The organism is Parvimonas sp. M20, assembly GCF_035282425.1.
Taxonomy (GTDB): Bacteria; Bacillota; Clostridia; order Tissierellales; family Peptoniphilaceae; genus Parvimonas.
Genome location: NZ_JAYKBQ010000015.1, coordinates 1 through 25,657, shown reverse-complemented (window position 1 = coordinate 25,657; position 25,657 = coordinate 1). Strand labels below are relative to the sequence as shown.

The 25,657-nt window shown below is 28.3% G+C and carries 21 protein-coding genes; 19 read left to right on the top strand and 2 right to left on the bottom strand.

What is annotated here, in order from left to right; all coding sequences use genetic code 11:
* Positions 1-221 precede the first annotated feature (221 nt).
* The 4 genes from VJI93_RS06705 (at position 222) to VJI93_RS06690 (ending at position 7,395) form a co-directional block, all read left to right on the top strand.
* On the top strand, positions 222-4,337 hold the full coding sequence (locus VJI93_RS06705; RefSeq protein WP_324000138.1) for an FMN-binding protein: 4,116 nt from the start codon (positions 222-224) through the stop codon (positions 4,335-4,337).
* Positions 4,338-5,018 carry a hypothetical protein gene (locus tag VJI93_RS06700; protein ID WP_324000137.1) on the top strand — a complete coding sequence of 227 codons (681 nt, stop codon included), beginning with the start codon at positions 4,338-4,340 and terminating at the stop codon, positions 5,016-5,018.
* 423 nt (positions 5,019-5,441) lie between these two features.
* Positions 5,442-6,608 carry an FTR1 family iron permease gene (locus VJI93_RS06695; protein ID WP_324000135.1) on the top strand — a complete coding sequence of 389 codons (1,167 nt, stop codon included), beginning with the start codon at positions 5,442-5,444 and terminating at the stop codon, positions 6,606-6,608.
* Between the two features lie 64 nt (positions 6,609-6,672).
* Complete coding sequence (locus VJI93_RS06690; protein ID WP_324000134.1) at positions 6,673-7,395, top strand: iron transporter; 723 nt, start codon at positions 6,673-6,675, stop codon at positions 7,393-7,395.
* Between the two features lie 99 nt (positions 7,396-7,494).
* Here the strand turns inward: VJI93_RS06690 and VJI93_RS06685 are convergent, their stop codons facing one another.
* Positions 7,495-7,638: a hypothetical protein gene (locus VJI93_RS06685; RefSeq protein ID WP_324009219.1), complete on the bottom strand. Its 144-nt coding sequence runs from the start codon at positions 7,636-7,638 to the stop codon at positions 7,495-7,497.
* 13 nt (positions 7,639-7,651) lie between these two features.
* Here VJI93_RS06685 and VJI93_RS06680 point away from each other — a divergent pair, with 13 nt between their 5' ends.
* The 15 genes from VJI93_RS06680 (at position 7,652) to VJI93_RS06610 (ending at position 24,318) form a co-directional block, all read left to right on the top strand.
* Entirely contained in the window at positions 7,652-8,812 is a 1,161-nt protein-coding gene (locus tag VJI93_RS06680) for a Fe-S-containing protein (RefSeq protein WP_324009218.1), read from the top strand.
* Position 8,813: 1 nt separating this feature from the next.
* Positions 8,814-10,094 carry an ABC transporter permease gene (locus VJI93_RS06675; protein WP_324000132.1) on the top strand — a complete coding sequence of 427 codons (1,281 nt, stop codon included), beginning with the start codon at positions 8,814-8,816 and terminating at the stop codon, positions 10,092-10,094.
* Positions 10,095-10,101: 7 nt separating this feature from the next.
* Positions 10,102-11,301 carry an ABC transporter permease gene (locus VJI93_RS06670; RefSeq protein ID WP_324000130.1) on the top strand — a complete coding sequence of 400 codons (1,200 nt, stop codon included), beginning with the start codon at positions 10,102-10,104 and terminating at the stop codon, positions 11,299-11,301.
* A 3-nt stretch (positions 11,302-11,304) separates the two neighbouring features.
* Positions 11,305-11,982, top strand: a complete 678-nt coding sequence (locus VJI93_RS06665; protein WP_324000128.1) for an ABC transporter ATP-binding protein — start codon at positions 11,305-11,307, stop codon at positions 11,980-11,982.
* Positions 11,983-12,015: 33 nt separating this feature from the next.
* A complete protein-coding gene (locus VJI93_RS06660; RefSeq protein ID WP_324000126.1) occupies positions 12,016-12,417 on the top strand; it encodes an FMN-binding protein in 402 nt (133 codons plus the stop codon).
* Between the two features lie 20 nt (positions 12,418-12,437).
* Positions 12,438-12,896, top strand: coding sequence for a DUF4418 family protein (locus VJI93_RS06655; protein WP_324000124.1), 459 nt, complete (start codon positions 12,438-12,440; stop codon positions 12,894-12,896).
* Between the two features lie 23 nt (positions 12,897-12,919).
* Entirely contained in the window at positions 12,920-14,128 is a 1,209-nt protein-coding gene (locus tag VJI93_RS06650) for an ABC transporter permease (RefSeq protein WP_324000122.1), read from the top strand.
* On the top strand, positions 14,121-14,801 hold the full coding sequence (locus VJI93_RS06645) for an ABC transporter ATP-binding protein (protein WP_324000120.1): 681 nt from the start codon (positions 14,121-14,123) through the stop codon (positions 14,799-14,801). Before VJI93_RS06650 ends, VJI93_RS06645 begins: the two co-directional genes overlap by 8 nt.
* A gap of 285 nt (positions 14,802-15,086) precedes the next feature.
* The gene (locus VJI93_RS06640) at positions 15,087-15,362 is read left to right on the top strand and encodes an HPr family phosphocarrier protein (protein WP_324000119.1); all 276 of its coding nucleotides are present in this window, start codon (positions 15,087-15,089) and stop codon (positions 15,360-15,362) included.
* 422 nt (positions 15,363-15,784) lie between these two features.
* Positions 15,785-16,270: an NADH-quinone oxidoreductase subunit NuoE family protein gene (locus tag VJI93_RS06635; protein ID WP_324000117.1), complete on the top strand. Its 486-nt coding sequence runs from the start codon at positions 15,785-15,787 to the stop codon at positions 16,268-16,270.
* A gap of 10 nt (positions 16,271-16,280) precedes the next feature.
* The gene (locus VJI93_RS06630; RefSeq protein ID WP_324000116.1) at positions 16,281-17,876 is read left to right on the top strand and encodes an NADH-ubiquinone oxidoreductase-F iron-sulfur binding region domain-containing protein; all 1,596 of its coding nucleotides are present in this window, start codon (positions 16,281-16,283) and stop codon (positions 17,874-17,876) included.
* A 25-nt stretch (positions 17,877-17,901) separates the two neighbouring features.
* Positions 17,902-20,655 (top strand): formate dehydrogenase subunit alpha, encoded by a 2,754-nt coding sequence (gene fdhF / locus VJI93_RS06625; RefSeq protein WP_324000152.1) that lies wholly within the window; start codon positions 17,902-17,904, stop codon positions 20,653-20,655.
* Positions 20,656-20,796: 141 nt separating this feature from the next.
* Positions 20,797-21,480: a response regulator transcription factor gene (locus VJI93_RS06620; RefSeq protein ID WP_324000114.1), complete on the top strand. Its 684-nt coding sequence runs from the start codon at positions 20,797-20,799 to the stop codon at positions 21,478-21,480.
* Positions 21,465-22,943, top strand: a complete 1,479-nt coding sequence (locus tag VJI93_RS06615; RefSeq protein WP_324000113.1) for a sensor histidine kinase — start codon at positions 21,465-21,467, stop codon at positions 22,941-22,943. Before VJI93_RS06620 ends, VJI93_RS06615 begins: the two co-directional genes overlap by 16 nt.
* The gene (locus VJI93_RS06610) at positions 22,933-24,318 is read left to right on the top strand and encodes a hypothetical protein (protein ID WP_324000111.1); all 1,386 of its coding nucleotides are present in this window, start codon (positions 22,933-22,935) and stop codon (positions 24,316-24,318) included. The genes VJI93_RS06615 and VJI93_RS06610 overlap by 11 nt, the downstream gene beginning before the upstream one ends.
* Positions 24,319-24,494: 176 nt before the next feature.
* Here the strand turns inward: VJI93_RS06610 and VJI93_RS06605 are convergent, their stop codons facing one another.
* A complete protein-coding gene (locus VJI93_RS06605; protein WP_324000109.1) occupies positions 24,495-25,427 on the bottom strand; it encodes a selenium metabolism-associated LysR family transcriptional regulator in 933 nt (310 codons plus the stop codon).
* Between the last annotated feature and the right edge of the window lie 230 nt (positions 25,428-25,657).

Here is a 25,657-nt window from a genome sequence, read left to right as displayed (position 1 = left end):
AAATGATTTTAAAATATAATCAATTAAGCAATCAGAAAAAATATGCAAATAAAGATATTTTATACTTATATCAAATTAATTGATAAGAAATTTTTATATTAAAATTGGTGTTTTTTATTGAAAAAAGTTATTAATTTTAGTAAAATTGATAACGTGTATTGTTATATTTATAAATAAGTGACGAATTTATAAATATAACAAAATAGATACAGGAGGGATTTATGAAAAAAAATAGTATTATTGCCAGTTTATTTGTTTTTTGTATTACAACTGCAGGAATAGGTTATACTGTTTACAATAGTGTTTATTCTGATAGACAAAAACATAGAGCAAATGAAACTACAAAGCTTGACAGTGTAAAGGCTCCAAACGAATTGAAGGATGGAGAATATACTGCTAGTGCTGAGGGATATGAAGGTCCTATAACAGTAAAAGTTGTAATTAAAGAAGGTAAGATTTTTTCAGTAGAAGTGCTTTCGCATAATGAAACACCTGAATATTATGAAATGGCAAAGAAAATTTTACAAACTATTGTAGAAAAAAATACATTTAATGTTGATTCAATTTCCGGAGCTACGGTTACTTCTGATGCAATTAAAGTAGCTGTTTACAAAGCACTTGTTCAAGCTGGAGCAAAAACAAGTGATGTAGCTGAAGATCTTGAAAAGGAAAATCAAGAACTAAGAGATAAAGAAAAGGCAAAATTGTTAGCAAAACAATCTTCAGCTGTTGCGGGTAAAGTTGGATTTAATAGAAATAATCTTAAAGATGGTACATTTATTGGAGTTGGACGTGGATATAATGGACCAATCAAGGTTTCTATTTCTATAAAAAATGGAGTAATTTATGATGCAAGAGTTATAAGTCATAGTGATGATTATCCATATTTTACTTGGGCGTCCAGTGTACTTAATAAAGTTATAAGCGGAAGTACGAGTATTGACACGGTGTCAGGAGCAACAGTTTCAAGTAGAGGAATATTAAATGCTGTAAAAGATGCTTTAAGAAAGGCAAGTAACGGTAATAATAATCTGGATATTAATTCACCTGATGAAACAGAACAAAATATTCCAGGACAAAATAGACATGAAATTGAACAAATAAAAAAATATTTTAAAGGTTTAAAAAACGGAGTTTATTTTGGAAAGTCAAATGGATATTACAAAAATTCAATTGAGGTTAAAGTAACTGTCAAAAATGGTAAAATAGCAAAAATAGAATTGATTAAAAATAAAGATGATGAATCATATTTTGATAATAAAAAAGCAAGTATATTAGGAGATAGGATTATTTCAAACCAATCTACAAATATAGATACAATTTCAGGGGCTACAACGTCATCTAAAGGCTTTATAAATGCTGTTGTTAATGCTTTAGAAAAAGCAGTTGATTCTAATGGAAGTGATGCTGATAAATATATTTATTCTCCTAAGACTATAATTGCAAATGTAGGGGAAACTATTGGATTACAAAAGATAAGAGATGCATTAGAAAAGTTACCGGAAGATGTACAAATTAATGTAAAAAGTAATGCAGATACAAGTTCTGAAGGTAAAACGAAAATTGTAGTTGAACTTGTATTCAAGGATAACAGTAAAAAAATTGTAGAAATTCCTGTATTGGTGAATTCTAAAGTGGATGGAAGTTATAAATTTTTATCAGCGGAGGAAGTTAAAAATCTTGATAAAAATGTAAATTATCCTGACGGAGTTTACTATGGTGACAGTTATGGATTTGTATCCAATAAGCCTATCCCTGTAAAAGTTACTATTAAGAACAATAAAATTGAAAATGTAGAGCTTGTTAAAGAGGAATTAAATAGATTAAAAGGAGTAACATCGCCTGGAAATATAGATGATGGTGGAATATTCCAAGAAAAATTTTATACTATAATTAATAGAATTAAAAATATGCAAAAATTTGAATCCTTGATATACAAATTTGAAGTGTTAAGAGACGCAACGAGCAAGGTTATGGAAGAAGCACGTGGTAAAGAACAAACAGTAGAAGTTTATAGAGCTGCATTGGATAAAGTAATTGGAAAACATAATTTTGGTAAATGGAGACTTACTATAGACCAATCAGACTTAAAGGGAGAGAGAAATATTCATGACAGAATATTTTCATTATTAAAAACATATGTCAGAGAAGAACTAGGTTATGACGGTAGTGATTATGATGCAGTAAGTGGTGCTACTTTTACTGCAACAGGAACCGCTACATCTATTAAAAATGCATTGTTAAAAGCTAAAAACTTTGATTTTTATGATATGAGACTTGATGATAGTAACTTTAAAACTTCATATAAAGAAGGTGATAAACTTGATTTAAAAGATTTAAAAGTTACTATATATAAAAAAAATAATCAGAAAATTACAGTTTCATATTCTGACTTTGACAAATATGGATTAAAAGTAGTTGATGAATATAATAAAGAGCTTAAAGATGGATTAGTTTTGAATAAAGAAAACTTAGGCTATAGTGTAACGGATGGATTAAGGCTTAAAGTAGTTCATGAAGAAAGTAAAAGTTTTAAATTTTTAAACACTATTCTTATATCCAAAAATAAGAATAAAAATTTTGAAATTTTTGGAATTAAGATAAAAGCTAAGGATGGTTCTGAGTGGTATGATACCAAGGGACATAACACAACAGACTTTATTCAAAATATTACTGTTTCAAAAGAGGTCGCTGAAAAACTTAATGGCAAAGAAATTGAATTTAAGATAATTGCTAAAGATAAAAAGTCTTCTGAAGAAATTGAAATTCCATTAAGACAAGCGCAAAATAAGACTTTAATCGCGGATTTTGTTAATGGAGAATATACATTAGATGTTATTGAAAAGTATAAAGGTGTGTTATTCAATAATACTTTCCGTATCAAAACAAAAGTTGAAGGAAAGATTCCTAAAGCATTTTTATACAAGGAAACACCTGAAACTTTGACTATATCAAAAGGAACAGAAATAACAGAAGGTAAAATAAGAGGTGTTCTTAAAGATTTACCAGATGGAACTGAAATTTCAGTTTTAAGACCGGTAGATGTAAATAAAGTAAATGAAACAGTACCGCAAAAGCTTTTAATTAAACTTAAATTTGATGATGGTAGTGAAAAAGAACTAGAAATAGATGTTATCGTAAAAGAAAAAGTTACCTCTATGGCGGATAAATATGTTTATAAACCAAAAGATTTGATTACAATTAAAGGTAAAGAAGTAAAATTAAGTCATTTGAAAAACCATTTTGATGATTTGCCAGAAGGTACTAAAATTGAGATTCTTGAAGAAGCTGATGTAACTGAAGTAAATGAAAAGGGTACTTTAATGGAAGTAAGGCTTGAATTTGCTGATAAGAGTACAAAGGATATATCAATTAATGTTATAGTAAAAGATACTGCTCCAAATAAAGCAGAAGAATTTAAGATTTTGTATCCTGAAATAAAAAATGAAATAGTAAACGTAGTAGTAAAGGACCCTAAATATGGAAATATGGAAAAATTTGCAGAAACAGTTAAATGGGGTGCATTTTCAGATTTTGCTATAAATAGAGATTTAAAATTGAAATCTCGATCTGCAGATATTTCACGTATTGAAGTGTTAAAAGAACCGGATAGATCAAAGCTTGGAGATCAAAAAGGAAAGATAAAATTAAGCTTTAATGATGGATCTAAACTTGAATTGGAAATTTCAGTAAAAATAGTTCCATATCCTGTATATAAAATATATAACTTAACATCAAATAAGACAAAGTATAAGTTAGAAGATAGGTTCAATCTAAATGATTTAAAAGTAACATTATTTATTTCTAATAAATTGGAAAATGAATCCGATTGGGCAACTACTGGAACACCTGTTTTAAATATACCTTATTCTGATTTTCACTTGTTTGGAATTAAAGTTGTAGATTTAGATTCAAAAAAAGAAATTGAAAATAATAGTATAATAAGTACACTTATTAAAAACAAAAAATTATCAGTTGGAGCATATTGTGAAAATTTAATTCAAAAAAATGATTATGAGGGTGCAAAAAAACTGGTAGAAATTTCTAAAATAACAATAACAAATATTGATGATTGGAAAGAATCTAAAAAAAATCCTGTAGAAACCAAAGATGGAAAAAGTATCGAAGATAAGGATAATACTAATAAACCAGAAAAAGTTATGGATTTGAAAAAAGAAATTAAAGATGTTGACAGTTCTACAGTAGATAAAACCACTGAGAATAACGAAATGGCTAATGATAAGTTGTCAAAAATAAGTTTAAACGATGAATTAAAAAAGCTATTTAATGAATCATCTGAAAAGCAAAATTTTAAAAATGATGAAAAGGAAGAGTAGATGAATTTAATAATAGGATTAATTGTAATAACATTATTTTATGTTTTATTTGCAAATATTATAAAAAAATATCCAACTATATTTTATATGGCAACTTATGTATTGATAATTCCAGTTGTTTTATATTATGAAACTAAGCTTTATAAGGAAATGCCAATTTGGTTTACAAAATATGTTATGGACATATTCAGAAGAGGAATATTCTCAACAGTAACATTTATGATAGTAATGTTTCTAGGAGTTATTACAACTCATAATAAATATACTAGGAAACTTATGAGTATAAGAGGAGAAATGTCAATTATAGGATGTTTTGCTGCACTTTGCCATAACGTAGCATTTGGAATAAGATACTTTGTTGAATTTTTTACAAATTCAGAAAAAATGAATATATATACTAAAACAGCAACAATAATAACTTTAATTCTTATATCAATGATGTTACCACTTATGATTACTTCATTCAAATGTGTAAGAAATAAAATGAAAGCTAAAAATTGGAAAAAATTACAAAAATTAGCATATCCATTTTTTTACTTGATATATGTTCACTTAATGGTTTTGTTTATGCATAAACCTGAAAAACATATGCTGTCAATAGTATTATATACTGTTATTTATATGTTATATACAATTCTTAGAGTTAGAAAGTATTTAATAACTAAAAAAAGACAAAGATAATAAAGAAAGACTATTGTAAAATTAACTTGCAATAGTCTTTTTTATGAGAAAATATCATTTATAAAATAGTGAGATATACATGGATATTTATTATTAAATAATAATGAGTTAAAAGTTTTATTAACAATTAAAAATTTTATTAATTTATTGAAATTTTTTTACAAATATGTTAATATATATTTAGTAAATTTAATATTGAACTTAAAGCATTAATTATCTCTAATTAGTGCTTAACTTTTTTGTTTACTATATGATATGTATTATCTTTATCATATATTATTTTTAGGGAGGTGCTAAGTTATAAAAAAAATATTTTCTTTTTTTCTAATAATTTGTAGTATTTTATTTGTATGTAATATTGGTAATGTAGAAGCCAAAGTAGAAAAGAAAAAGTATTCTAGCTGGCAAGAAGTTGCTAAAGATATGCATATAAAATTTACAGAAGCAAAAGAGTATGCGGATAAAAAAGATTTTAAAAGTGCTTATAAAGCTATGGATTCTGCGTATTTTGATTATTATGAAGTACAAGGATTTGAAAAAAATGTTATGGTTGCAATTTCTAATAGCAGAGTAAATGAAATTGAAGCAGCATTTAGAGAAATTAAGCATGCTTTTTTGGGAAATACAAGTGAATCTGTTGAGAAATTAAAGGCGGCAATAGATGAGCTTGATATGAAAGTTTATAGAGATGCACTTGTTTTAGATAAGGTAATTTCAAAAAATGCTCCTGATTCTGAAGGTAAGGCCGTGTTTGGAGATGCCGAGATAAAAAAAGGAGATGAAAAAGCTAAAAACATTCAAGATTTTTTAACATCATTTGGATTGATGCTTAGAGAAGGGTTGGAGGCAATTTTAGTTTGTGTTGCAATTATCGCTTATCTTATTAAGACTGGTAATAAGCATCTTTGTAAGTCCGTTTATTTGGGTATGGGAGCTGCCGTTGTATGTAGTTTTGGTTTAGCTGTAGTAATAAATTATTTATTAGGAGGAGTTGGACGAGAGCTACTTGAAGGTTGGACTATGTTCTTAGCGGTTATAGTTTTGTTTTATGTTAGTAATTGGATTTTATCAAAATCTGAAGAAGAGGCATGGGAAAATTACATTCAGTCTAAAGTTCAAAAATCAATAGATAACAAAAGTAAATGGACTTTGGTTTTTGCTGCTTTTTTAGCTGTATTAAGAGAAGGAGCAGAATTAATTTTATTTTACAAGGCTTCATTTTCAGGAGGAAGTAAAATATTATATCCAATGGGAGGATTAATTGCAGCCTCAGCTGTTTTAGTTGTGGTATTTTTACTTTTTAGATTTACATCAGTTAAATTACCGCTTAAACCATTTTTCTTGTTTACAAGCATACTGTTATATTTAATGTGTATCTCATTTATGGGAAAAGGAGTTCTTGAGTTAACTGAAGCAGGAGTTATTTCTGGTTCAACAGTTATACCTGCAATGCAAGGTTGGAGTATTCCGATTTTGAATATTTATGATAGAGCCGAAACCTTAATTCCACAAATTATGTTGGTGATAATTACTGTTTGGATATTGTTGGGGCACTATTTCAAATTAAGAAAAATTAAGAAATCAAATTAATTTTTCTGTTCGATAAAAATTGAAATATTATTTTTATGAAAAAATTTTTAGGAGGATTTATTTTATGAAAAAATCAAAAGTAGTTGTAACATTAGCATTATTAGCTTCAGTAGGTTTAGTTGGTTGTCAAAAAAATGACACTGCAAAAATTAACGAACTACAAAAGTCAATTGAAGAGAAAGATAAAAAAATTGCAGAATTGAACGACAAATTAAAAGATGCCGGAGCTGAAGATGGAAAAGCTGAAGATGCTGAAAAACCTGGTGAGTCAGGATTTGAAGAAATCAAAATAGGAGAAGAAAAAATTGTAGGACCTTTCCAAGTTGCTGCAGTTTATTTTCAAGGGGTTGATATGATTCCTGAAGGAAGACAACCTAGTGCTGCTGAGTCAGATATGCATTTAGAAGCTGATATTCATTTAACTAAAGAAGCCGGTAAAAAATATGGTTTTGGTAATGGAAATGATATTTGGCCTGCATACCTAACAGTAAATTATAAAGTATTATCAACAGATGGAAAAGAAGTTACTTCAGGAACAATGATGCCAATGAATGCTGATGACGGAGCACACTATGGAACAAATATCAAAAAGAATGTGCTTAAAGTTGGTAAGTATAAGTTAGTTATTGAAATTCAACCGTCATCTGATTATTTATTACACACTGATGAAGAAACTGGTGTACCAGCAATTAAAGATGGTGGAAAAGAAGCGGCATCAAAATACTATGAAAAACAAACTGTTGAGTTTGAATGGAATTATACAGGAGAACAATTACAAAATAAATAATATTAATATTTAATATATGACAAATGGACAAATCCTCTCTTAAAATTTTAAGAGAGGTTTTGCCGTATTTTAGAAGTGAGGTTTTATTTTGGGAAAATTTTATGTTGATGTAATTTTTACTATATGCACATTTTCTTTTTTCTTTGCGTTGGTTTTATCTTTTTTTAAGAAAAATATATCTTTATTAAATAAAATAATTTCATTTTCTATTCTTATAATAGGAATTATCTTAGGTATATACATACATATACTTAGAGTGAAAAATAAAAAAGAAATGATACATACAGTTACAAAATTGAATAGATATGTTTTTGCATTATGTTTATTTATTTTTATTTTAATGAGTGTTTTTTTACTTTTAAGTATTTTCTTGAAAAATCATAGAAAAATTTCTAAAATAGTTACTTCTTTAAATTTGGCATTAATGTTTATAGCTATTTCTTGTATGCTCTATTTAGTAATACCAAGACTTTTAACTCAATCAATGGAATTTGTTGCATTTGGAGAAGATTCTGTAAGTACAATGACCTTGTTTAGGGTTAGTGGTTATATACTTGGAATTTTAACAGGAATTTTACTTGTATTAGCTTTTTATAAATTTTTAATAAGATGTAGTAAAAAACAATATGCTATAATGTTTATTGCTATATTTATCAATACTTTTTTAGAATATGCTATAAAAGGTATAACTGCTGTTGTTAGACTTAAAGAGTATTTAAAAAAAGATTTTAATATGACTCCAATTTTAACAGAAAAGAGTAACATTTTTGGAATAAAAGTTTTTGATTTGATGATTTTTGAAGATAAAAGTGATGCATATTTTATAGGAGTTGCTTTTATAATAATATTATTAGGAGTAATATTTTTCGTCTATAAAAATTTAAAAGTAAATGGTCATTTTGAAAATAAGGCTAGTTTAAGAAAAGAAAAATGGAGACTGATTGTAAATAGGAGATGGGCATATTTTACGACTTTTTTAGCTTTTGTTATGTTGTTTTCTGTAACTTATTTAAATTATCAGCTTACAAAACCTGTTGAATTAACAGCTGCACAGCCTTATCAAGAAGAAGGTGATAAGATTATTATTCCATTGTCTGATGTTGATGATGGACATTTGCATAGATTTTCATATAAAAAAGACGGACATGATATCAGGTTTATAGTAGTTAAAAAACCTAATAGTACATCTTATGGAGTTGGACTTGATGCCTGTCAGATTTGTGGTGTTGCAGGCTATTTTGAAAGAAAAAATGATATAATCTGTAAAAGATGTGATGTTGTTATGAATAAGGCAACTATAGGATTTAAAGGTGGATGTAATCCAATACCTTTTGAATATAAAATAGAAAATTCAAAGATAATAATTGATAAAAAAGTTTTAGATAAAGAAAAAGAAAGATTTCCAATAGGTGAATAATATGTTTTGGAGAATGGTTTTTGGAACTTTAATCAGACAGCGAAAGAAGATGTTTATGATAGCATTTACTGTTGCATTAGGAGTTTCTCTTGCAACAGGAATGTTAAATGTAATGCTTGGAGTTGGAGATAAAGTAAATAAAGAACTTAAAACTTATGGAGCAAATATAAATGTAGTTTCTAAAGATGCTTCACTCATTTCTGATTTATACGAATTAGAAAATTCTGAAACTGCAACTAAAAATAAATATTTAAAAGAAGAAGATTTACCAAAGATTAAACAAATTTTTTGGGGATTTTCTATTGTGGATTTTACTCCGTATCTTGAAAAAACTGCAAAAGTTAATAATCAAAAAACTAAATTTATCGGGACATGGTTTGCTAAACATATGGATTTAACAACAGGTGAACAAATTGATACTGGTATGAAAAATCTTAAAAATTGGTGGAAAATTAACGGAGAATGGCTAAATGAAGACGATGATGACAGCGTTATGGTTGGAAGTTTATTTGCAGGAAAAAACGGAATTAAAGTTGGGGATAAAATAGAAGTTAATAATGGTAAAAACACTAAAGTTTATAATGTTAAAGGGATATTTGAATCTGGTGGAAATGAAGATTTAAATATTTTTTCTACTTTGAAATCAGTTCAAGAATTATATGGAGTTAAAGGAAAAATTTCAAATATAGAGGTTTCAGCACTTACAACTCCTGATAATGAATTGGCAAAAAAGGCGACAAGAGATCCCAATAGTTTGACACCTACTGAATATGAAACTTGGTATTGTACAGCATATGTTAGTTCTATTTGTTATCAAATTCAAGAAGTTGTTGAAGATAGTGTGGCAAAACCTATAAGACAAGTTGCTGAGTCAGAGGGAAAGATTTTGGATAAAACAAAATTGCTTATGATACTAATTACAGCATTGGGGTCAATTGGGTCAGCACTTGGTATTTCAAATCTTGTTACAGCTACTGTAATGGAAAAGAGTCAAGAAATTGGACTTATAAAAGCAATTGGAGGGTCTAATTTAAGAATAATGTTGCTTGTACTGACGGAAATAGTTATAACTGGTATCATTGGGGGTATAGCAGGATATTTTATAGGACTTGGATTTACTCAAATTATTGGTATTACAGTATTTGGTTCATATATAGAACCTGCAGTTATGGTTATTCCAATTGATATTGCTTTGGTAATCAGTGTTTCTTTAATAGGAAGTATTCCTGCTATTCATTATCTATTCAAACTTAAACCGACAGAAGTTCTTCATGGAAGGTAGGATTAAAATGACCAAAAGAAAAATGTATTTAAAAATGATTTTAAGTTCTTTCATTAGAAGAAAATCAAGAATGATAGTGGCTCTTTTAGCAGTTATAATAGGAGCTACGATTATGTCAGGGCTTATTACCATATATTTTGATATTCCTAGACAGTTGGGAAAAGAATTTAGATCCTATGGAGCTAACTTTGTTTGTCTTCCTAATGAAGGAAAGATTAATGAAGAAGAATATAATAAATTTAAAGAACTTATAAAAAATAAAAATGTAGTTGGGATTGCTCCATACAGATATGAAACGACAAAAATAAATCAGAAACCATATATTCTTGCAGGTACTGATATGGATGGTGCAAAAAAAAATAGCCCATTTTGGTATGTTGAAGGAGAATGGGCTACTAATAGCGATTCAAATGAGGTTATGGTTGGAAAAGAAATTGCCAAAACTTTAGGATTATCTGTAGGAGATAAATTTAAAATAAGTGGAGTAAAACATGGGAAGAGTGCTATTGCATCTGATGTAAATGATTCTGCAGAAAAAAGTAAAAATAAAGATACAGGTGATGATTTTTATGATGTAACTTTAACAGTAAAGGGAATAATTACAACTGGTGGCAAAGAAGAATCTTTTATATTTCTAAATCTTGAAAAACTTAATGAAATTGTTGAAGATACAACAAAAATCGATTCTATTGAATGTAGTATAGAAGCAAATCATAGTGAGTTGGATAGTTTTGCTAAAGAGTTGAATAGTAAATTACCAAATGTTTTTGGATCGGCAGTAAAGCGAGTTACTCAATCTCAAGATACTGTTTTAAATAAATTGACAGCACTTATATTATTAGTAAATATTGTAATTTTAGTTTTGACAACCATATCTGTTTCAACGACTATGATGGCTATAATTGCTGAAAGAAGAAAAGAGATAGGATTAAAAAAAGCACTTGGAGCTCATAATAAAGAAATTATAATGGATTTCATTGGAGAAAGTGTATTGCTTGGATTAATTGGAGGGTTTATTGGTGTTGGATTTGGATTTATATTTGCCCAAAGAGTTAGTCTTAGTGTTTTTGGTAGGACGATTACATTCCAATATTTATTAATTCCAGTAATTGTTGTTATTTCAGTATTAGTCACTACAGCAGGTTGTATATTACCGGTTAAAAAGGCTGTTGAAATTGATCCTGCTTTGGTATTAAAAGGAGAATAAACTATGGATAATGATAAAGTAATATTAGAACTTAGAGATGTTTCTAAAATTTATGAATCTGTTAACGCTCTCAGTAATATAAATTTAAAAGTAAAAAAAGGTGATTGGATTGCTATAATGGGATCATCTGGTTCAGGGAAAACAACTATGATGAATATAATAGGCTGTATGGACAGACCATCTAATGGACAAGTATTAATAGATGGTATTGATATTTCAAAGGAATCTCAAAAAAACCTTACAAATATTAGAAGAGAAAAAATTGGTCTTATATTTCAACAATTCCATCTTATTAGTTATTTAACCGCTCTTGAAAATGTAATGGTTTCTCAATATTACCATAGCATGATTGATGAAAATGAAGCTATGGAAGCACTTAGAAAAGTAGGCCTTGCTGACAGAGCTAAGCATTTGCCAAGCCAATTATCTGGTGGAGAACAACAAAGAGTTTGTATAGCAAGAGCATTAATAAATAATCCTGAAATTATTTTAGCAGATGAACCTACAGGAAATTTAGATGAAGCTAATGAAATTATAGTTATAGAAATTTTAAAGCAACTTCACAAAGAAGGTTCTACTATAATTGTTGTTACTCATGATCCTGAGGTTGGAGATGAAGCAATGAGAAAAATAACTCTAGATTATGGGAAAATTGTAGATGATAAATTATTGACAATATAGATTGTTGATGTTAAAATGTGTTTGGTGGTATATATGAAAAATAAAAAAATCAAAAATTGTATTATTTTAATTTTATGTTCAATATTTGTTACAGCTTGTGGATCTAAAAAAGAATTAAAGGACGGGGTATTTGAAGGACATTATAAAGATGATAAAGCTACTGTTAAAGTTGTAATTACTGTCAAGGATAAAAAGATTGTAGATTGTATTAGGGAAGAAAGAGACAATAAAAATAATAAGATAAAAGATGAAAATTACGGGAAAGATGATGCTGATTTTAATTATAAGCAAGCTCAAAAAGCTGTAAAAAATAGTCAAGGGTATGCTAAAAAATTGGTTGAAGTTCAAGATATTGATAAGGTTGATTCGGTTAGTGGAGCCACAGTTTCTTATAAGAGATTTAAAAGTGCTGTTAAAGATGCATTGAATAAATAAAATTTTTAAGGAGGATTTTCATGAAAATTTTGAAAAAAAAATGTGTTAATATTGTAATTTTATTATTAGGAGCAATTTTAGCTTTAACACCATTTATGATTGCTCCGGTTTGTCCTGTAATGGCAAATGGAATGAGAATGAGTTGTTATTATAGTGGATTATTTGTTACTTATGTTGGAATAGGAATTGTTATAACTTCATTTATTTCAATTTTTATTAATAAAAAAATTATTAATGTTATCTTTGCTATTGTTAATATAATTGCAGGAATTAGCGTTCATTTAGTACCTAATAAAATTATAAAGATTTCTATTGGTACTGGAAAAGATGGAACACCTAGATTTATGGGATATTGTATGAAAGATACTATGAAGTGTATATCAAATCATACATTTACAATAGTTTCTATTTTAGGAATTGCAATATCTATCATTTCAATTGTGTATTTAATTTATGTTTTGATAAAAAGAGAAAATTAATTTATATAGAAAAGAGTTAAAAAATGACTAATAAAAAAATTGACATGAAATTCTTAGCAAAAGAGAATATTAGAAAAAAACCACTTAGGAGTATTTCTTTAATTAGTATAATTGCCATTTTTGTTTTATTTTTATTCTGTGGAACTATTTTGTCATCAAGTATTTCAGGAGGAGTAAATAATCTTTCTAATAGACTTGGTGCAGATATTATAGTTGTTCCTGAAGGTTATAAGGCAAATATTGAAAGTGTTTTATTAAAAGGAGAACCTAGTGAATTTTATCTTCCAGATAATTCTTTAGAAAAGATTAAAAAAATTGAAGGAATAGAATCGGCTACTCCTCAACTCTATGTAGCAACACTTTCTGCATCTTGTTGTTCATATCCAGTACAAATTATAGGGATAGATTACGATACAGATTTTTTGATTAAACCTTGGTTACAAAAAACTCTTAAGAGAGAGTTAAAAGATGGTGAGGTTATTGTCGGTAATCATATTGTAGGAGAAAAAAATTCAAAGGTTAAGTTTTTTGATGAAGAACTTGATATAGTTGGAAAACTTGAACAAACTGGAATGGGATTTGATGCTACTGTTTTTGTTAATATGAAAACTGCAAGAAAACTTGCAAAGGCAAGTGAACGAATACAAAAAAATCCTGCATCGGAAGGAGAAAAAATTTCTACTATTTTGCTGAAATTAAAGCCTAATTATAGTGCTTCAGAAGTAGCTAATAAGATAATGAAAGAATATGCTAAAGATGGGATTTTTGCTATGTTTAGTAAAAAATTTGTAAATGAAGTATCTTCAAATTTGAAAGTTATTTCAAGTTATATCTATATCTCAATAGCTGTTATTTGGATAATTTCAATGATTCTTTTAGCAGTAGTATTTTCCGTTATAGTTAATGAGAGAAAGAAAGAATTCAGTATTTTAAGAATTTTAGGAACTTCTAAGAAAAAATTATCAAAAATAATTATGTATGAGTCTTTATATATAGGATTTTATGGTTCAATACTTGGAATACTTGTCGGTATCGTTTCAGTATTTTCAATAATACCAATTATTCAAAAAAATCTAAATTTGCCGTTTTTGACTCCTTCAATAATGAATTTAGTTTTGGTTTCAATATTTAGTTTGTTAGTGGGAACAATAGTGGGATGTTTATCATCTCTAAATGCTACAAGAAAGATTACTAAAACAGATGTTTATTTAACAATGAGGGAGAATGATTAGGATGCTAAAAATTGAACAGTTATATAAGACATATATTAGGGCAAAAGAATTTAATGCGTTAGATAATATTAATTTAGATATTGAAAGTGGAGAGTTTATAGCAATAATCGGAAAATCTGGAAGTGGAAAATCAACTCTTTTAAATATAATCTCTGGAATATTAAGTCCTACAAGTGGGAAAATATTTTTGGATAATCAAGAAATTAGCTCTCTTTCAGATGATGAAAAATCTTTTATCAGAAATGATTCGATGGGATTTGTTCCACAATCTACGGTGGTATTATCAACTTTAAATGTTCTTGATAATATTTGTTTACCATTTTTCTTAAGTAAAAGAGAAGGAGATCCTATTGGACGAGGAAAATATCTTCTAAATGAATTAGGATTAGAACATTTAGAGAGTTCATATCCTAGAGAACTATCAGGGGGAGAACTCAGAAGAGTTACGATTGCAAGAGCACTGATGAATTATCCTAAAATAATTCTTGCAGATGAACCAACTTCGGATTTAGACGTAGAAAATACAAAAGAAGTTTTAGGAATTTTAAAGGAAATAAATAAAAAAAATAATACAACAATTATACTTGTTACTCATGACCTTACATGCCTTGATTATGCAGACAAAGTATATACAATGATTTCTGGAAAACTTGTAGAGGGAAAAAGTATATAACCTAAATAAAAACTGATTGATTGTTGATTAATCAGTTTTTTTATTGTGAAACAACAAGGTTCCCGAGAACCACTCGATGCGAAGCATCGTGGAAGGGTTATTATGAAACAACAATATTCTATATAATTCGTTTTTTTTATTGGTGGATATATGAATGAAAACATTATTTAAAATACTATTATAATAAGATAAATAAAATATTTTAAAATATTGTTTTTTTGTATGGACTTTTCACTATTTTTTTGATATAATTTAAAAGGAATAAGAAAAATAAAGGAGGCAGTTATGTTAAAGGAAAAGGTTGTAGTCAACTCAGAAATTGGGCTTAATGCCAGAGTAGCTTCTATGTTCTTAAGAAATTCAGTTAAATTTAGCTCTAATATCATATTAATCAAGGATAATAACAGATATAATGGAAAGAGTATTTTGAGTATTTTATCAATGCAAGCTGCTAATGGTGAAGAAATAGAAATTGAAATATCCGGAGAAGATGAAAGAGAAGCAATGGATTCTTTGATTTCATTCTTTCAAAAGGATTTGAAGGAGTTTTATACAATTTAGTATATAAAGTTTTATATAAAAAGTCTCTTTTATAATAAGAGATTTTTTTTGTTCTTGTAAAATTTGTCTATAAAAATTTACGATTAAATTGTTAACAACTAAATAAAATTGTTAAAAAATTTCATAAAATTGAGTATTAAATAAATTATTTTTTTTAAAAATCTATCAAAATTTTTAATGCTTAAAAGCTAAAATGCTTGAAAAATTTTGTTGTTTTTGCTATACTCTAAGTATAGTATAGCTTAATTTTTCGCTATATTTCACATAGAATAACCGTATATTAGTTATATACAAAAATGAGTACATATTTATATTTTTAGACGTTACAATTTAATATTTGATGTTTTAAAAACATATACTATTTATTTTTTTATTATATAATGTATGGGGTTTTTCTAAAACTTTTTAAAAGGAGGCAAGTTATGGCTTTTGTTTTTAGTGTTGAAGAAAATCAGGACAAAATAAATGAACTTTGTGAATTTATTGATAAGAAAAAAGATATTCCAGGAGCATTGATGCCAGTTTTACAGGAAGCACAAAGTATTTTTGGATATCTTCCAGAAGAAATAATGGATTTGATAGCAAAAAGAATGAAAATATTTCCTGCTAAAGTCTTTGGAGTTGCGACTTTTTATTCACAGTTTTCGTTTATTCCTAAAGGGAAGTATCAAATTTCTGTTTGTATGGGAACTGCTTGTTATGTAAAAGGAGCCCAAGATATTTTAGATGAGTTTTGTGATAAAGTAGGAGTTGCCGTTGGAGGAACTAGTGAAGATTTGAAATTTTCTGTTGCACAAACTCGTTGTATTGGTGAATGTAATTTAGCGCCTGTTGTTACAATAAATGAGGATGTTTATGCCCATATAAAAAAAGCAGATATTAGAAGAATAATGAGAAAATATAAATAGGGGTGATTTTATGATAAAGACTGAAGTTGATATTAGAATGCTGGATTCTATCAAAGAAGAGAACTATCCTCTATTAATTGAAAGGTTAAAACAAGAACCTGATAAGTACATAATTGACGAAAATGGTATTCGTTTAAAGGGAGAGTTTTTTGAAAAGCAAACTAGAATTGCTTTAAAGAATTTTGGTATTGTTGATGAACATAGTGTTAAGGAATATGTTGCACTAGGTGGTTACTATGCTTTGGCCAAAGTTATTGGTAACTATAGTCCAGAAGATGTAGTTAATGAAATGAAAAATTCAGGACTTAGAGGACGTGGAGGAGCAGGGTTCCCAACAGGTAGAAAATGGGAAGGTGCTATGCAACAGCCACCCGGACAAAAGTATGTTGTATGTAATGCAGATGAAGGCGATCCGGGTGCTTTTATGGATAGATCTATCCTTGAAGGCGATCCACATTCTGTATTGGAAGGAATGGCAATCTGTGGATATGCAATAGGCGCTGATAGAGGATTTATTTATGTTAGAGCTGAGTATCCAAAGGCTGTTATAAATTTAAGAGAGGCAATTAAAAAAGCTGAAGACGAAAATCTTCTTGGTTATAATATTATGGGAACGGATTTTAGTTTCCATGTTGAATTGAGACTTGGAGCGGGAGCATTTGTTTGTGGTGAAGGTACTGCTCTTATAGAATCTATTGAAGGTAAACGTGGTATGCCAAGAACTAAGGTTTATAGAACAACTGTTAAAGGTCTTTTCCAAAAACCTACAGTTTTAAATAATGTTGAAACCTTTGCAAATGTTCCACAAATTATGTATAAAGGATCAGATTGGTATAAATCTATTGGTACTGAAGATAGTTCTGGAACTAAAGTATTTGCTCTTGTAGGGAAGGTTGCAAATGCTGGACTTGTTGAAGTTCCAATGGGTACTACTATTAATGAAATAGTATATGATATTGGTGGTGGTACTGGAAATGAGAAAAAAGTAAAAGCTGTTCAAACTGGAGGACCATCAGGAGGTTGTATTCCAATTGACTATTTTGACACTCCTGTAGATTTTGGATCCCTTGCTAAGATTGGATCTATTATGGGGTCAGGTGGAATGGTTGTAATGGATGAAACTGACTGTATGGTTGATATTGCTAGATTTTTCCTAGACTTTACAGTAGAAGAATCATGTGGTAAATGTGTTCCTTGTAGAGAAGGTACAAAGAGAATGTTAGAGTTGTTAGAAAAAATAACTTCTGGAAAAGGTGAAGACGGTGATATTGAAAGACTTGAAGATCTATCAGAAACTATTACAGTTGCATCTCTTTGTGGACTTGGACAAACAGCTGCTAATCCAGTTGTAAGTACTTTGCATTATTTTAGAAATGAGTATGAAGCTCATATATATGATAAAAAATGTCCAGCAGGAGTTTGTCAATCACTTCTTGAATTCTTTATTACGGATAAGTGTGTTGGATGTACTAAATGTGCTAAAGCATGTCCAGTTGATTGTATTACAGGAGTTCAAAAGGAATTACACGTTATTGAACCATCTAAATGTATTAAATGTGGATCATGCGAAGCTGCATGTCCAGTTAATGCTATAATTAGAAGATAGGTTCTGGAGGTATATTATGGCTAATATGATTAATTTAACTATAAATGGCAAAAATGTTAGTGTTGAAAAAGGAACTACTATAATTGAAGCTGCTAAAAAAGTTGGAATTGACATTCCTAACTTATGTTATGAAAAAAGCCTTACTGCCTTTGCTGGTTGTAGAATGTGTGTTGTTGAGATAGAAGGAAGTAGAAAATTGGAAACGGCATGTTCTACACTTGTTAAAGAAGGTATGGTTGTAAATACTGAAAGTGAAAAATTAACAAAAATAAGAAGAAATATTTTAGATTTATTGTTCTCCAATCACCCAAGTGATTGTTTAACTTGTGATATGGTTGGTAACTGTAAATTACAAGAATATTGTTATAGATATGAAATGAAAAAAGGTACTTGGATTGGTGAAGTTCAAAATCATGAAATTGATGCAAATAATCCAGTTATGATTAGAAATCAAAATAAATGTATCTTATGTGGAAAGTGTGTAAGGGTTTGTCAAGATGTTCAAGTAACTGGAGCTATTGACTTTGTAGATAGAGGTTTTGAAGCACATATTGGGACTCATAAAAATTTAGATTTAAGTACTGACAACTGTAGATTCTGCGGACAATGTATTAGTGTTTGTCCGACAGGGGCGTTGCTTAATAAACAATTAATGGGAACTAGGCCTTGGGAAATTAAGAAAGTCAGAACTACTTGTCCATTCTGTGGTACAGGTTGTAATTTTGATTTGAATGTAAATGTTAAAACGGGTAAAGTTATTGGTGTTACACCAAATGAAGATTCTCCAATTAATGGAACTCAACTTTGTGTTAAAGGACGTTTTCATGTTGATTTAATTAATAGTTCTGATAGGCTTACAGATCCATTGATTAAGAAAAACGGTGTATTTGAAAAAGCTACTTGGGAAGAAGCATTAGATTTAGTTGTTTCTAAATTAAAAAGCATAAAAGAAAATTTTGGGTCTGACTCAATTGCAGGGTTGAGTTCTGCTAGAACTTGTAATGAAGATAACTTTGCATTCCAAAAAATGATGCGTGTTGCAATAGGTACAAACAATGTGGATCACTGTGCTAGAACCTGACATGCTCCTACAGTTGCAGGTCTTGCAACAACATTAGGTTCAGGAGCTATGACAAATTCTGTTAATGAAGTTTTTGATACAGATTTGATGTTTGTTATAGGTTCGAATACAACAGAAGCACATCCAATAATTGGTAATAAAATGCAACAAGCTCATAGACAAGGGAAAAAATTAATAGTAGTGGATCCTAGAAAAACTGAAATTGCAAGAGAAGCCGATTTACATCTTTCATTAAAATCTGGAACTGATGCCGCCCTGATAGACGGTATTATGAATATAATAATTACAGAAGGATTGTATGATAAAGAATATGTTGAAAATAAAGTGGAAAGATTTGAAGATGTTAAGGAGCTTGTATCAAAATATACTCCAGAACTTGTTAGTAAAATTACTACAGTTCCTGTTGAAAAAATTTACAAAGCTGCGAGAATGTATGCTTCAGCTGAGAGAGCAGGGATATTTTACACATTAGGTATAACAGAACATACAACAGGTACATCAAATGTAATGAATCTTTCAAATTTAGCGTTACTATGTGGAAATATTGGTATTAAAGGTGGAGGAATTAATCCGCTTCGTGGACAAAATAATGTACAAGGTGCATGTGATATGGCTGCATTACCTAACTATTTCCCTGGATATTATAATGTACTAGATGACGATAATGTTAAACTTTTTGAAGAACATTGGGATTGTAAATTAAATAGGAAAATGGGACTAAGAATTCCGGAAATGCTTGATGGAGCAGCAGAAGGTTCAGTTAAGGCTATGTATATTATGGGAGAAGATCCTGTGCTTTCAGACCCTGATGCAAACCATGTAAAACATGCTTTAAGTAATTTGGATTTCTTAGTTGTACAAGATATTAATTTAACTGAAACTGCGAAACTTGCAGATGTAGTCTTACCTGCTACTTGTTATGCTGAAAAAGACGGTACATTTACAGCATCTGAAAGAAGGGTTCAAAGAGTTAGAAAAGCTGTTGAAGCACCGGGACAAGCTAGATTGGATTGGACTATATTGGCAGATGTTTCAAGAAGACTTGGTGGTAAAGGCTTTGATTGGGAAAAATCAGAAGATGTTTTCGATGAAATCAGAAAATGTATGCCAACTTATAGAGGAATTACTTATGATAAAATAGATAAGTTAAATGGAGTTCAATGGCCATGTCCGACAGTTGATCATTTGGGAACAAAATATCTTCATGAAGGTAAATTTACAAGAGGAGATAAGGCTCTTATGGTACCTGTTGAATATGAGGGACCAAAAGAACTTGAAAATGAAGAATATCCAATAATTTTATCGACAGGTAGAACTTTATATCATTATAATGTAATGACAAGATACTCTGATGCACTTGACGGAATTCTTCCACACGAATTAATTGAAATTTGTGCAGAAGATGCAGCTAAATATGGTTTAGAAGATGGAGACTTTATGAGAGTTACTTCTAGAAGAGGTAGTGTAGTTGGTAGAGCTAGGATTACTGAAAAAGTAAAACCAGGGTTGATTTATATGACTTTCCATTTTGCTGAAACTCCTGTAAACCAATTGACAAGTGCACATTATGATCCAATAACAAAAACTGCTGAATATAAAGTAACAGCTGTTAATATTAAGAAAGTAAATAAACTTGATAAGGGGTTGGAAAGTGAAAAGTTTATTGACTTAAATGAATTGGTTGATGAAATAGTTTAATTAAAAAGAAAAATTAATTGATAATTGGGGAGTATAATACTTCCCAATTTTTTATATTTATTATAAAGTTTATTATTGAAACTTATTGTAATTTAATATATACTATTAGTAGTTCATTTATTTAGTTTTAAGGAGGAAATAATGAGTAAAATATTACTAGTTGAAGATGAAGAAAATATCAGATTATTTACAAAAATAAATCTTGAAAGAGAAGGTTTTGAAGTTTTAGAAGCGGAAAGTGGAGAAATCGGAGTTGAACTGGCTTTAAAATATAATCCACAAGTTGTTATTTTAGATGTAATGTTACCTGGAATAGATGGTTTCGAAGTTTGTAAGATTCTTAGAGAAAGACTTCCTAAAATTGGGATAATAATGCTAACAGCTAAAACTCAAGATGTAGATAGGATAAATGGTCTTGAAAGCGGAACTGATGATTATTTAAGTAAACCTTTTAATCCTGTAGAGCTAATTTTAAGAATAAAATCACTTATTAGACGTCTTGATTCAATTCAAAACAATAGTGATTTAATAAATATATATCCTTTTAAATTAGATTTGTATTCTAAAAACTTTTATAAAGACGGAAAAGAAATTGAACTTACACCAACAGAGCTTACTATTATTACAATATTTATGTCAAATCCTGGCAGAGCTTTTTCAAGGAATGAACTTTTAAATATGACTTGGGGAGAAGAGTTTGACGGGGATATAAAAATTGTAGATGTTAATATAAGAAGACTTAGAGCAAAAATTGAAGATAATTCAAGTAAACCAAAGTATATTGAAACAGTTTGGGGGACTGGTTATAGATGGAATTCAAACTAAAATATAAAAAATTAGTTGAAAATCTTAATAACATAAAAGATTTTATATTAAAAAAATCTTTAAGAACTAGAATTATGACACAGTTTTTCTTGGTAATAGTTTTAATTGTAATTTTTTTTGAGATATTCTTGATATTTACAATAAAAAATTATTATTATTCAGGAGTTACTGGAATAATTCAAAGTCAAGCGAAGTATAGTGCAAAACTTTATGAAATTCATTTAGCCAATTCAAGTTTGTCAGAACTTGTTTTAGATGATATTGAAGAATTTTACAGTGAAGTAAATGCTCAGGTACAGATTTTAAATAATTCAGGAAAAGTCTTACTTGATACTGTAAATGGAAATCAAGTAGGTAGTATTTTATCTACAAGTGATGTTATTTCTGCTAAAAATGGAAGTAATGGTTCTAATGTATATAAAAATTCTGTTTCAAATAAGAATGAATTAGCTGTATCTATTCCACTTAATAATGGTAATGAACAAGTTGGAATAGCGAGATTTATTATCTCTATGGAGAATATTGATAGTATGATTGCTCAGAGATATTTTGTATTTTTCTTATTTGGTTTTTTTGTAATTATTATTGGAATGAGTATAAGTATTTTTATGAGTACGAAGATTGTTAATCCTATAGAAAAGCTTACTAATGTTGCTTTAAAATTAGCTGATGGACAGTTAAATGAGAAAGCTGATGAAGTTGGAGATTATGAAATTTCTAAGCTTGGTAGCACGATGAATTTAATGAGTGAAAATTTAGTGAAGAAAGAACAGTTAAAGAAGGATTTTATTTCTAGTGTTTCTCACGAGTTAAGAACACCTCTAACTGTTATTAAGGGTTGGGCATTTACTTTACAACCAGAAGCTAAAGATAATAAACTCCTAGAAGATGGATTGAGTATTATTGAAAAAGAAAGTGATAGATTAGGTAATATGGTAACTGAACTACTAGATTTTTCAGAGCTTAGTAGCGGAAGACTTATTATGAATAAAGAACTTTTTGATTTAAATGAACTTGGAATTTTTATTAATAAGCAATTAATGCCAAAATCTAGTTCTAAACATATAGATATGATTTTAAATTACGATGAAAATAAAAGTGTTATGATAATGGCTGATAGAGATAGAATTAAACAAGTTTTTATAAATATTCTAGATAATGCTTTAAAATTCACAGATGAAGGTGGTGTTGTTTTAACTGATATTAAGATTGAAGATAACAGTGCAGTTGTTGAAGTCATAGATAATGGTTGTGGAATTTCCGAAGAAGAGATTTCTTTGGTTACTGGGAAATTTTATAAGGGATCTAATAGTAATTCACATACGGGTCTTGGATTATCTATTTGTGAGGAAATTATTAAAGCACATAATGGAAATTTGATAATTAGAAGTGTTCTGGAAAAAGGGACTGTAGTTAGAGTTGAATTGCCACTTGAAAAAGGAGATATTCAAAATGAGGCATAAAAAAATAATAATTAGTAGTATTGCTGTAAGTTTCATAGGTTTGATAGTTTTGCTGTTTTTTGTATTAAGAGGTAATTTTTTTAGATATACTGACATAAATTCTATGATTTCAGAACCAAAGCCAAACTCATTGTTAGTTTCTGGAACTTGGAAATTAACATCTGTAACCTCTTTAAGTGATGGTAGTGAAGCAAAAAGTACAGATGACAAATTGTATATAAATGAAAAATTTGTTTATTTTGAAAAGACAGGTACATCTAATCCTAAGTTTAAATTTAGACAACTAAACTTTAAAAACTACTTATTATATAATGGAGTTATAACAGATAAGATTAGTATTGATTCAGATGAAGTTATAATCGTTTCTATAAAGGATGAAAGAAATTTTTATAAGGAATTTATCGTTTTGGATAAAAATAAAATTGCTACTATTCATAATAAAAAGTACTATATTTATGAAAAAATTTCAGATGATGTGGACAAAGATTCGATTGAAAAATTAAATATTAGTGAAAATTCCAAAAATTCAAAAGATATTTCTTTTTTAATAGGTGTAAAAAGTGTAGGAACAAAAGATGTTGACTATGAAACATTTTTAATTAGGAAAAATGGAGATGAAAAACCAACTATTAATAAAATAGAGGGACTTTTTGTTAATAATAAGAATAAATTTTTCTTAGTGAATTCTATTAATGATAGTATTTACGTAACAAATGATTATATTAATAATTCAAGTATATCTATTTTGAATGTACAAAATGCTACAATAAATTTTTTAAGTAAAAACTATATTAGTATTGAATCATATAATTCTGAAACAAATAAGAAAAATTATTCAATTTATAAAATCGGAGAATTTTCTGATGAGAGTAAAATGTCAATTAAGGATATTGCAGGAGATAGAGGAGAAAAGGCCTATTTTAATAATATTAGAAAACTTGGGTATTCAAGTGAGAATGTTAATTCATATGATATGAAAAATTTTGGTGTAAAAAGAAATAATTTTAATTGGATTTTTAAAGGGATACTAAGTAATTACTCTCACGACAATTTTGTTTCTAGTGAGATTGATTTGGATTTAATTCCAAATGTTGATATTTTTTCTAATAAATCTAGTAAAATTTCAAAGTTAAAAGTAAAAGAAAAAGTTCAAAATGTAATAGATTATTTTGTTTCTCCCGACGAAAGTTTGATAGTAATTTTAACTGATAATGATATTTCTATGTATGAAATAAAAAACCAAGAAATAGGAACATTACCAATTTTTACAACTAGCTTGAAAAATAAAAGAGAAGTAGTAACATTTCAATGGACTAATTCTATCAGCAGTGAATTGACATATACTGAGTTTATGAAAATTAAACAAATCAATTAATATAAAAAATGGTTCAGTAACTAATGCTGAGGATCTTTTACTCCCCAACCTTAGTTACTGAACCATTATTATACTACTTTTTTCCTCTTTTCTCTACTAAAAAAAGTGCCAATGTTTTCTCATTGACACCTTTGTCATCAGTCTGAAATCTCTATGTTTTTCATAGAGATTTTTCTTTATATAGAGTTTATATCTAATTCTTTCTTTAATTCATTAATTTCATCCATCATAAAATCTTTGAAGATTTTATTTATATTAGAAAATTGTAAATTTTTATTGTAAACAAAATAGAATTTTCTATTTAAATAAAGATTTTTTATATTTAAGATTTTTACTTTATCTTTGAAAGGAGATATATTTAACATTCTTTGAGATATAAATCCACTTCCCACACCTTTAGTTATAAGTTCTAAAATAGTGTTAGTATCATGTATTGTAGCGACACTATTGGAAATAACGGTTAAAGAATTATTTCGTTTTAATTCGTCCTCAACAATTTGTCTAGTACCTGAGCCGATTTCTCTTAATATAATTTTATCGGTATTTAAATCTTCTATACTTATAACTGAATAGTTCTTTAAGTCAGGATAAGCATCTTTATTAACTACATAAACAATATGGTCATCCATGATTTGAGTATAAATTAACTTTGGATTAGAAATCTTTAATCCCACAATACCAAAGTCGGTTTCTCCTACTAAAATACTATCAATTACTGTTCTAGAATCATCATTACTAATGTTAAATGATATATCAGGGAATAAGTTTGAAAATTTTTCAATTAAATTTGGTAATATAATTTTTCTAGGGACAGATGAAACACAGATATTTAAAGTTCCTTTTAAATTTTGAGAATATATGTCTAAATCTCTTATAATTTCATCATAAGAAGCTAAAATGTTTAGAGCGTGTTTATATACAATACTTCCAGCTTGAGTAAGAGTAACACTTCTTCTTGTTCTAACAAACAGAGAAGTGTTAAGCTCTGATTCAAGAGCTTGTATATGATTTGTTACAGATGGTTGAGTAATATATAATACATCTGCAGTTTTTGTAAAAGATTTAGTTTTTACAATAGTTATAAAAGTTTCTAATTGTTTAAAGTCCATAAAAACCTCCATATATGTATTATTTAAAGTATAAAATGTATTTTTTATATATTTTTTTATATTATAACATTTTTTTAACAAAAAGTAAATATTAATTAAATATTATAAACTTACAAAATGTTATGATACAATTGATGTGAGACCAAGAGTACAAAAAAAAAGAGAATATCCTGTATAATTATTAAAACAAAAAAATTAACTAGAAAGGAACTCTCTTTTATGAATAATAT